This is a genomic window from Nigerium sp. (assembly GCF_039811905.1).
Taxonomy (GTDB): Bacteria; Actinomycetota; Actinomycetes; order Propionibacteriales; family Propionibacteriaceae; genus Propioniciclava.
Window position 1 is genome coordinate 166,317 of record NZ_JBDHZL010000001.1, and the last position, 10,154, is coordinate 176,470.

A 10,154-nucleotide genomic window follows, 5' to 3' on the forward strand; every position below is an offset into this window, starting at 1 on the left:
AGATTGGCCCCTGGACAGATGGTCAGACCACGTGGGGTGGGGGATGAAAGCGTTCAAGCTGGTCGTGACGGGCGTGGGCCACGTCGGCTCGTACGTGCTCGCGGACGCCATGAAGGCGGGGTTGTTCGCGGAGATCGCGGTCATCGACGTGCTCGAGAACGTGGCCCGCGGCGAGGCGCTCGACCAATGGCAGGCCACCGGGGTCGGCACGCTCGGCGGGACGCGCATCCACGCGGGCTCGCCCGCCGACTACGCGGACGCCGACGTCGTCGTGGTCGCGGCCGGCCCGAGCATCCTCCCGGACCCGGACGACCCGACCGGCGAGCCCGACCGGACCCTGCTGACCACGGTGAACGCGGCGGTCGTCCGGCAGGTGATGGGGGAGATCGCGGCCAACACGTCCGACGCCGTCGTCATCTTCATCACCAACCCGCTCGACACGATCGTGTACATCGCGGAGAACGAGTTCGGCTACCCGGCGGGCCGCGTCTTCGGCACCGGGACGATGCTCGACTCCGCGCGGCTGCGGCAGTTCGTGGCGGCGGCCTGCGGGGTGAGCCCGACGGCCGTCAGCGGCTACATGATGGGCGAGCACGGCCACACGGCGTTCCCCGTGCTGAGCCGGCTGTCCGTCGCGGGGCTCGCGTGGGACGAACTGCCGGCCGTGTTCGGCGACGGTGTTCGGCTCGACCCCGAGCACGTCCGGCGCCAGGTCGTGAAGGCCGCGTTCGACGTGCTGAACGGCAAGGGCTGGACGAACGCCGGCGTCGCCCAGGCGGCCGTCCAGCTCGCGCGGGCCGTGCTGCTCGACGAGCAGGGCATCTACCCGGTGAGCTCGACGTTGCGCGGCGAGTACGGCCACGACGGCGACGTGGCCCTGTCGCTGCCCACCCTCATCGGGCGCCGCGGCATCGAGCGACGGATCCCCGTCGCCCTGGACGCCTGGGAGCGCGACCACCTGGCCGACTCGATCTCCTACATTCAGCAGGCGATGGCCGAAGCCGGAACGCCCAGGTCGGGGTCATTGGTGGCCCCCAGGGCGGGGGCGTCCTAGACTCGGTTCACCACGAGGCAAGGGGGTAGGCGTGCCCGAAGCACCGCAGCGATTCGGCGCGGGCGCCGCTGTCACGCCCGGGTCCCCGACGTCGCCGGCCGGCCCCGACCGTCTGGGCACCGACCAGCCTCGCATGCGGATGCGGCAGGTGCTCGCGCGCCTGGGCTCCCCGCGCAGCCAGCAGCCGAGCCAGCTCGAGCCGCTGTTCAACGCGATGCGCACCCATCACGCGAAGCTCGACACGGCGCTCATCGAGCGCGCCTATCGCACCGCCGAGCACTACCACTCCGGTCAGACGCGCAAGAGCGGCGACCCGTACATCACGCATCCGCTGGCGGTCGCGACGATTCTGGCGGGCCTGGGCATGACCGAGCCGACGCTGTGCGCGGCCCTGCTGCACGACACGGTCGAAGACACCTCCTACACGCTGGAGCAATTGCGTGCCGACTTCGGCGACGAGGTCGCCACGATGGTGGACGGCGTCACGAAGCTCGACAAGATGACGTACGGCGAGTCGGCGAAGGCCGAGACGATCCGCAAGATGGTCGTGGCGATGAGCCGCGACATCCGCGTCCTGGTGATCAAGCTCGCCGACCGGCTGCACAACATGCGCACGATCCACTTCCTGCGGCCCGACAAGCAGAGCCGCATCGCGAAAGACACGCTGGAGATCTACGCCCCGCTGGCCCACCGGCTCGGCATGAACGCCATCAAGTGGGAACTGGAAGACCTATCCTTCTCGGTGCTCGAGCCGAAGATCTACAACGAGATCGTGAAGCTCGTCGCCCAGCGCGCGCCGATGCGCGAGGAGTACCTGCGCGCCGTCATCGACCAGGTCAAGGCCGACCTCGCCGAGGCGAACATCACCGCGACCGTCTACGGGCGGCCGAAGCACTACTACTCGATCTATCAAAAGATGATGGTCCGCGGCCGCGACTTCTACGAGATCTACGACCTCGTGGCGCTGCGCGTCCTGGTCGACGACAAGCGCGACTGCTACGACGTCCTCGGCGTCGTCCACGCCCGCTGGCGTCCGCTGCCGGGGCGGTTCAAGGACTACATCGCGATGCCCAAGTTCAACCTCTACCAGTCGCTGCACACGACGGTGCTCGGGCCCGGCGGGAAGCCGGTCGAGCTGCAGATCCGCACGCACGAGATGCACCGGCAGGCCGAGTACGGCGTCGCAGCCCACTGGCGCTACAAGGAGGGCAAGGGCGCCGGCGACGAGATCAACTGGGTGCAGTCGATCTCCGAGTGGCAGAAGGAGACGGAAGATTCCGGGGAGTTCCTCGACACCTTCCGCGACGAGATCGCGAAGAACGAGGTCTTCGTCTTCAGCCCGAAGGGCGACGTGATCTCGCTCCCGCAAGGGTCGACGCCGGTCGACTTCGCCTACGCGATCCACACCGAGGTCGGGCACCGCTGCATCGGCGCTCGCGCGAACGGACGCCTCGTCCCCCTCGACTCGCCGCTCGCGATGGGCATGGTCGTCGACATCATCACGTCGAAGTCGCCCAACGCCGGCCCCAGCCGCGACTGGTTGGGGTTCGTCAAGACGCCGCGGGCGCGCAGCAAGATCCGCCAGCACTTCACCCGCGAGCGGCGCGACGAGTCGATCGAGCAGGGCAAGGAGGCGCTCGCGAAGCAACTCCAGCGCCACGGGTTGTCGGTGCAGCGCACGACCAGCCCCGAGTCGCTCGCCGGCGTCGCCCAGCACTTCCACGTGCCGGACGCCAACACGCTCCTCGCCCAGATCGGCGAGGGCACGATCGGTGCGCAGGCGGTCGTCCAGCAGCTTGTGACGACGCTGGGCGGCGAGGAGGCGGTGGCCGAGGCGTCCGCGGCCGAGCAGTCGCTGTTCGGCGTCACGCCGCGCCGGCGCGCCGGCAGCAACAGCATCGTCGTCGACGGCGACCCGAACATGTGGGTCAAGCTGGCCCGCTGCTGCATGCCGGTGCCGGGCGACGACATCGTCGGGTTCGTGACGCGCGAGGACGGCGTGTCGGTGCACCGCAGCGACTGCTCCAACGTCGCCGCCCTGCGCAAGATGCCCGAGCGGTTCGTGAACGTCGCCTGGGCGCCCGACGGCGAGTCGGCGTTCCTCGTCGCGATCCAGGTCGAGGGCATCGACCGGGCCGGGCTGCTGTCCGACGTCACGCGCGTGCTGTCCGACATGCACATGAGCATCATCTCGGCGAACGCGCAGGCGTCGAAAGACCGGGTCTTCTCGATCCGCCTCACGTTCGAGACGCCCGACCCGCGGCACCTCACCGGGGTCATCAACGCGGTCAAGCGCGTGAGCGGCGTCTACGACGTGAACCGCGTCCAGTCGAGGTAGCACGCGGGGCGTCTCTCAGGAGGCCATCGAACCCACCATCCCGGTGAAGTAGGGGACGAGCCAGATCGCCCACACCGTGGTCGAGAACCGGTGGAACCGGCCGCGCGCCCGCTCGGACCCGCGGATCAGGACGACCAGCGCCCACGCGAGGTGGGCGGCCATCAGCACGAGCGCGGCCGCGCCGGTCACCTGCATGATGCCGGTCAGGACGCCGGCCGCGCCGGTCGCGGCCGCCCGCCCCGAGCGGGCGATCGCGCTCATCGTGGCGGTTCCGGCGACGTCGAGGGCGAGCCCCAGCGCGAAGAACCCCGCGTGCCAGGGCTTGAGGACGCCGGAGCGGCGCTCGGCCCACACCCCGGTGGTGTAGGCGAGGAGGGCTCCGGTGATGAGGACGATGGCAGGAATCAACATGGCTTCGACGCTACGAAACCGGCCCTCCGCGCCCATCGCCCGCCGGATGGAGCCGCCCTCCATCGTTCGATGGAGGCGTCCCGACCCGCGCACGGCTAGGTTGGACGCATCATGGCGCACGACCGGTCCGCGATCGCCCTCGCTGCGGCGCAGCATGCCCTGTTCGTGGTCCTGCTGGCGATCGGGGCCGCTCAGGCGACCGAGCAAGCGCGCTGGACGCCGTGGGCCGCCGCCGCGGCCGTCGCGCTGGCCGCCTGGTACGTCCTCGGCGCGGTCCGCGGACGCCGCTGGTCGCGCCCCCGCGGGCTCGCCTGGCTGGCGGGTCTCGCCGCGCTGTGGGTCGTGCTGCTGGCCGGGTCGCCGACCTTCGCCTGGCTCGTCTTCCCGCTGGCCCTGCTGACGGTGCACCTGGTCAGGGGGTGGGCGGGGATCGCGGCGGTGGCCGCGCTGACGGCGGCGGCGATCCTCCGGCTGCTGCCGGAGGCGTCCAGCCCCGAGGGGGCGGTCGTCGGCCCGGTCATCGGAGCCCTCGTGGCGATCGGGGTGGTGCGCGGCTTCCAGGACGTGCTGGCCGAGTCCCGCGAGCGCGGGCGCCTGCTCGCCGAGCTCGAGGCCGCCCAGGCCGAACTGGCCGTCCTCCAGCACGAGGCCGGCGCGGCCGCGGAGCGCCAGCGGCTCGCCCGCGACATTCATGACACGCTGGCGCAGGGCTACTCGTCGATCGTGCTCCTCGCGCGGGCCGCCCGCGCCCGCGGGACGTCCGAGGACGACCTCCTCGCCCAGATCGAGGAGACGGCGTCCGCGAACCTGCTGCAGGCGCGCGGAGTCGTGCGGGCGCTCGCGCCCTCCGAGCTGGAGGGTGCCCCGCTGCCCGCCGCGATCCGGCGGCTGCTCGACACGCTCGCCGACCAGACCGGCCTGGACGCCGACCTCGCCGTGAGCGGCGACCCGGCCGGGACGCCCACGGCCGTCGAGGTCGCCGCGCTCCGCCTCGTGCAGGGGGCGCTCGCGAACGTGCGGGCGCACGCGGAGGCGTCCCGGGTCGTCGTGTCGCTCACCTACGACCCGGCCGGCGAACTGCTCGTCGACGTGGTGGACGACGGCCGCGGCTTCGACGCGGCCCGCGAGCCGACGGTCGGCCCCGGCGGAAGCGGCTTCGGACTACGGGCGATGCGCGAACGCATCGCCGAGATCGGCGGGACGCTGACGGTCGAGTCCGCGCCGGGGGACGGCACGGCGGTGGCGGCGACGATCCCGTTCGAGCGGGGGGCGTGATGACGACGCCGGGCGCGCGGCCCACGACGGTGGTGCTCGTGGACGACCACCCGGTCGTCCGGGCGGGGCTCACCGCCCTGCTGCGGACCACCGGCACGATCGAGGTCGTCGGCGAGGCGTCGGACGCGGCGTCCGCGCTGCGGCTGGTCGAGGCGCGCGAGCCCGACGTGATCCTCATGGACCTCCAGCTCGGCGCCGACGACGGCGTCGAGCTGACGGTGGAGCTGCTGCGCCGGCGTCCGCAGCGCCGCGTGCTCATCCTCACCACCTACGACACGGACGCCGACATCGTCCGGGCGATCGAGGCGGGCGCCTGCGGCTACCTGCTCAAGGACGCCGACCCGGCGACGCTCGCGGCGTCCGTCGAGGCGGCCGCCCGCGGGGAGACCGTGCTCGCGCCGGTCGTCGCCCAGCGGCTGGCCCGGCGCGTGTCTCGCCCGCCGACCGAGCTGACGGCGCGCGAACTCGACGTGCTGGTGCTCGTCGGGCGCGGGCTGGCCAACCGGCAGATCGCCAAGCAGCTCTTCGTGAGCGAGGCGACCGTGAAGACGCACCTCGTGCACGTGTTCGAGAAGCTCGGGGTCGACAGCCGGACGGCCGCCGTCGCGACGGCCCGCGAGCGCGGGCTGATCCGCTGAGGCGGGCGGCGTCCGATCGGCTCCGCACCGACAGACGCCCGCCCAGCCGGGGGCTGCGCGGGCGGCGTCCGAGGACAACCCCTTCTCAGCGTGTGAAGTCGGCCAGCGTGGCCTGGGCCTGCTCGAGCCAACTCGTGTAGGTGGCGATGGAATCCTCGGCCTTCTTGACCGCGGACTTGTCGCCCCGCGCCTCCGCCTTGGTGATCTTCGCCTGCAGCTTCTCGATCTCGGTGGACAGCATGGCCACCGTCTCCTCGGCGCGCTGACGCGCCTCGGGGTCGGTCCGCTTCCACTCGTCGTCTTCCGCCTTCTTGACCGCCTGCTCGATGGCCCGGACGCGGTTGTCGAGTCCGCGGATGGAGTCGCGCGGCACCTTGCCCAGCCCGTTGTACTGGTCGAGGAAGGCCCGGTAGGCGGTGCGGGCCTTGTCGAGGTCGGTGACGGGCAGGATGTCCGCCTCGGCCTGCGTGAGCAGCGCCTCCTTGGCCTCGAGGTTGCCGCGGAACTCGGCGTCCTGCTCCGACTGGGCGGCGGCGCGAGCGTTGAAGAACTGATCCTGCAGCCCGCGGAACTCGGCCCAGAGGGCGTCGTCGACGTCGCGGGGCGCGGGCCCGGCGGCCTTCCAGCGGCTCATCAGGTCGCGGAACGCGCCCGACGTCGGCCCCCACGCGGTCGAGTCCGCGAGCTCGCGGGCCTCGCCGATGATCTGTTCCTTGATCGCGCGGGCGCCGTCGCGCTTGGCCGCCTGCTCGGCGAACTGCGCCTTGCGGCGCCGGGTGTAGGTGGTGCGAGCGGAACTGAACCGGTGCCAGAGGGCGTCGTCGGTCGCGCGGTCGATGCGGGGGAGGGCCTTCCAGTCGTCGAGCAGCGCGCGGAAGCGGTTGACCCCGCCCCGCCAGTCGTTGCCCGCCGCGAGGGCCTCGGCCTCGGCGACCATGCCCTCCTTCGCCTCGCGCGTCGCCTCGTGCTGCTTGGCGCGCTCGGCCTTGCGCGCCTCGTTCTGCTCGGCGAGCAGCGGCGCGAGGCCGTCGAGGCGCGCGGCGAGCCCGGCGAGGTCGCCGACGGCGTTCGCGCCGACCACCGACGTGCGGACGTTCTGGATCGACTTGCGGGCCTCGTCGGGCGAGAGGGCGCCGGCACGGATGCGCTGCTCCAGCAACCCCACCTCTGTTTCGAGGTTCTGGAAGCGACGGACGTAGAAGTTGAGCGCGTCGCTGCTCGGGACGTCGGGGACCTGACCGACCGTGCGCTCGCCGTCGCCCTCGAGGACATACACCGTGCCGTCCTCGTCGACGCGGCCGAAGCTGGCCGGACCTGTGGAGTCAGTCATGCGGGTTATCTTGCCCCATCCGGGAGCCGCTGTGCGCGAAGTGGACAACGATAAGGTGGCAGTCGTGTTTCTTGCATCATTCGCGTCCGGTCCGTGGCAGGCGAACTGCTACCTCGTGGGGCCGGACGGCTCTGACCAGGCCATCGTCATCGATCCCGGTGTCGAGGCGGCCGATACGGTGCGCTCGGCCCTCGCCGAGTACGGGCGCCGGGCGGCCGGCGTCCTGCTGACGCATGGACACGTTGACCACGTGGCGGACGCCGCGACCGTCGCCGACGAGGCCGGCGTCCCGGCGTGGCTGCACTCCGCGGACGTCGACCTGCTGGACGATCCGGCCTCCGGCAACCCGATGATGGCCGCGATGATCGACCAACTCGGCGTGAGCGTCGGGACGCCGGCGGACCTGCGCACGATCGCCGGCGGGGAGTCGCTGGAGGTCGCCGGACTGACGTTCGAGGTCGTCCATGCGCCCGGGCACCGGCCCGGCTGCGTGATGTTCCGGCTGGGCGCGGACACGCCCGAGGAGATCGTGTTTTCCGGCGACGTGCTGTTCGCCGGCTCCATCGGGAGGATGGACCTGCCCGGCGGCGATTCGCGCGCCATGACCGAGACGTTGAAGAATGTCGTGTTGCCGCTGCCGGACGCCGCGGCCGTCCTGCCGGGCCACGGGCCCGCGACGACCATGGCGCGCGAGCGGTCCACGAACCCGTACCTGCAACCGTCGTACCTGAGGTGACCATGAGGCGCATGCCGCTGTCCGGATTTCCCGAGTTCCTGCCCGCGGGGCGGATCGTCGAGCAGGCCGTCCTCGACTCGCTGCGCTCCACGTTCGAGTTGCACGGGTTCGCGTCCGTGGAGACGCGGGCCGTCGAGACCATGGACCAGTTGACGCGCAAAGGCGAGATCGACAAGGAGGTCTACGTCGTCCGGCGGATCCACGCGGCGTCCGACGATCGCGACGAGCTCGGCCTGCACTTCGATCTGACCGTGCCGTTCGCCCGCTACGTGCTGGAGCACGCCGGGCACCTGCAGTTCCCGTTCCGGCGGTACCAGATCCAGAAGGTGTGGCGGGGGGAGCGGCCGCAGGAGGGGCGCTACCGCGAGTTCTGCCAGGCGGACATCGACATCGTCGGGGCCGACACGCTGGCCGCGCACCACGACGTCGAGATCGCGCTCGTGATGCTGGAGGCGCTGGAGCGGCTGCACACCGACCTCGGTATCCCGCCCGTCGTGATGCACGTCAACAACCGCAAGCTCGCCGAGGGGTTCTACCGCGGGCTCGGCGTCGAGGATCACCTCGCCGTGCTGCAGCGCGTCGACAAGCTCGACAGGATCGGCCCGGACGCCGTGGCGGAGCTTCTCACCGACGAGTTGGGCATGGACGCCGCCGCCGCGGCGAAGTGCCTGGAGCTGGCGACGATCTCGGCGTCCGACGGGTCGTTCGTCGACCGCGTGCGGGCGCTCGGCATCGAGCATCCGCTGCTGGACGAGGGGCTTGCTGCGCTGGAGGACGTCGTCCGGGTGGCGGGGGAGGCCGTGCCCGGCCGCCTGGTCGCCGACCTGAAGATCGCGCGCGGGCTCGACTACTACACCGGCACCGTGTACGAGACGGAGATGGCCGGGTTCGAGTCGCTCGGGTCGATCTGCTCGGGCGGCCGGTACGACTCGCTGGCGTTCGACGGCAAGACGACGTACCCAGGCGTCGGCATCTCGGTGGGGGTGACGCGGATCCTGGCGCCGCTGATCGCCAAGGGGAGGCTGACGGCGTCGCGGACGGTGCCGACCGTCGTGCTCGTGGCCGTCGACAACGAGGACGCCCGCGGCGTGGCCATGGCGACCGCGGCCCGGTTGCGGGCGCGGGGGATCGCGACGGAGGTCGCCCCGAAGGCGGACAAGTTCGGCAAGCAGATCCGCTACGCCGACCGGCGGGGGATCCCGTTCGTCTGGTTCAGCTCCGGCGAGGTGAAGGACATCCGCTCCGGCGAGCAGGTTCCCGCCGACCCCGACGCGTGGACGCCGCCCGACGCCGACCGGCGTCCGGGGGTGGCGGCGGCCGCCGCCGACTGAGGGCGTTTCTACCTGACGTTCTCCACACTGGGGTGTGGAGAACGTCACACGGCCTCGGCTGCTGCGATCCGTGGCGCTCCCGTGCGCGCGGCGTCCTGATGCGTCGGGATTCGTCGGGGAGAGCGGGACTGTGGGCTGCACGGAGCGGACGCCTGCGGCGCGGGTCGGCCGGTCCAGGTCACCGGGCTTGGAGGCGTGGATGCACGTTGTTCCGTCGTGGGTCGCGGGGGCGTCCCGGTGCCAGGGTGTGTGACAAAACCCACACCAGGGTGTGGACCATGTCAGGTAGAAACGCACACGGGGCGCGTCAGGGACCCCAGGTGTACCGGTGCTCGGGGCGTCCGGTGGAGCCGTAGCGCAGAGAGAGCGAGACGGAGCCGTCGGCGACCAGATCCGACAGGTAGCGCTGCGCTGTCGCGCGCGATACGCCCAGGGCCTCGGCGACCGCGGCGGCGGTGAGGGACGCCTCGGCGTCCTTGAGCAGGCGCGTCACCGCATCGGCGGTCACCGCCGACCGCCCTTTGGGAAGGTGTTTCACCGGTTTCGGCCGCAGCTGTGCCGCGAGGGCGTCGATCTCCGGCTGCCCCGGGGCGGTGAGGGCCGCGGCGGCGTCCACATAGCGCGCGTAGGCGGCGACTCGCTCCAGCAGGACGGGCATGTCGAACGGCTTCACGATGTATCCGATCGCGCCGCGCGCCAGCGCCCGGCGCACGGTCTCGGGCGCGTCGGCGGCGGTCACCATCATGACGGAGGCGTCCGAGGCGCCGATCAGGTCGGTCCCGCTGCCGTCGGGCAGGTACTCGTCGGCGAGCACCAGGTCGACGGGCTCCGCGGCCAGGCGGGCGCGGGCCTCCGCGAGGGTGGTGGCGCGCCCGACGACCTCGCACGACCGCAGCCGGGCCAGCGCGGCCGCGTGGACCTCCGCCACCCGGAAGTCGTCGTCCACCACCAGCACCCGCACGGTCACGGCCGGCCCCCTTCCTCGTCGATCCCCGGCTCCTCAGCGCTCCCCGGGCTCCCCGGGCTCGCCGGGCTCCCCGG

General features: G+C 72.0%; 9 protein-coding genes. 6 read left to right on the forward strand and 3 right to left on the reverse strand.

What is annotated here, in order from left to right; translation table 11 throughout:
* The first annotated feature begins 43 nt into the window (after positions 1-43).
* Together WMJ97_RS00720 and WMJ97_RS00725 are read left to right on the forward strand one after the other, a co-directional pair.
* A complete protein-coding gene (locus WMJ97_RS00720) occupies positions 44-1,054 on the forward strand; it encodes an L-lactate dehydrogenase (RefSeq protein ID WP_347347028.1) in 1,011 nt (336 codons plus the stop codon).
* A 31-nt stretch (positions 1,055-1,085) separates the two neighbouring features.
* Complete coding sequence (locus WMJ97_RS00725) at positions 1,086-3,392, forward strand: bifunctional (p)ppGpp synthetase/guanosine-3',5'-bis(diphosphate) 3'-pyrophosphohydrolase (RefSeq protein WP_347347029.1); 2,307 nt, start codon at positions 1,086-1,088, stop codon at positions 3,390-3,392.
* Between the two features lie 15 nt (positions 3,393-3,407).
* On the opposite strand, the gene WMJ97_RS00730 is transcribed toward WMJ97_RS00725, so the two are convergent.
* Entirely contained in the window at positions 3,408-3,803 is a 396-nt protein-coding gene (locus WMJ97_RS00730) for an HsmA family protein (protein ID WP_347347030.1), read from the reverse strand.
* 111 nt (positions 3,804-3,914) lie between these two features.
* On the opposite strand from WMJ97_RS00730, the gene WMJ97_RS00735 reads away from it, so the two are divergent.
* Positions 3,915-5,078, forward strand: coding sequence for a sensor histidine kinase (locus WMJ97_RS00735; protein ID WP_347347031.1), 1,164 nt, complete (start codon positions 3,915-3,917; stop codon positions 5,076-5,078).
* Complete coding sequence (locus WMJ97_RS00740) at positions 5,078-5,716, forward strand: response regulator transcription factor (RefSeq protein WP_347347032.1); 639 nt, start codon at positions 5,078-5,080, stop codon at positions 5,714-5,716. Before WMJ97_RS00735 ends, WMJ97_RS00740 begins: the two co-directional genes overlap by 1 nt.
* Positions 5,717-5,801: 85 nt before the next feature.
* On the opposite strand, the gene WMJ97_RS00745 is transcribed toward WMJ97_RS00740, so the two are convergent.
* Positions 5,802-7,046 carry a DUF349 domain-containing protein gene (locus tag WMJ97_RS00745; RefSeq protein WP_347347033.1) on the reverse strand — a complete coding sequence of 415 codons (1,245 nt, stop codon included), beginning with the start codon at positions 7,044-7,046 and terminating at the stop codon, positions 5,802-5,804.
* A gap of 64 nt (positions 7,047-7,110) precedes the next feature.
* Between WMJ97_RS00745 and WMJ97_RS00750 the strand changes: the two genes are divergently transcribed.
* Together WMJ97_RS00750 and hisS are read left to right on the forward strand one after the other, a co-directional pair.
* The gene (locus tag WMJ97_RS00750; RefSeq protein WP_347347034.1) at positions 7,111-7,782 is read left to right on the forward strand and encodes an MBL fold metallo-hydrolase; all 672 of its coding nucleotides are present in this window, start codon (positions 7,111-7,113) and stop codon (positions 7,780-7,782) included.
* An 11-nt stretch (positions 7,783-7,793) separates the two neighbouring features.
* Positions 7,794-9,113 carry a histidine--tRNA ligase gene (hisS, locus tag WMJ97_RS00755; RefSeq protein WP_347347035.1) on the forward strand — a complete coding sequence of 440 codons (1,320 nt, stop codon included), beginning with the start codon at positions 7,794-7,796 and terminating at the stop codon, positions 9,111-9,113.
* A 307-nt stretch (positions 9,114-9,420) separates the two neighbouring features.
* On the opposite strand, the gene WMJ97_RS00760 is transcribed toward hisS, so the two are convergent.
* Positions 9,421-10,080 carry a response regulator gene (locus tag WMJ97_RS00760; protein WP_347347036.1) on the reverse strand — a complete coding sequence of 220 codons (660 nt, stop codon included), beginning with the start codon at positions 10,078-10,080 and terminating at the stop codon, positions 9,421-9,423.
* Positions 10,081-10,154 lie beyond the last annotated feature (74 nt).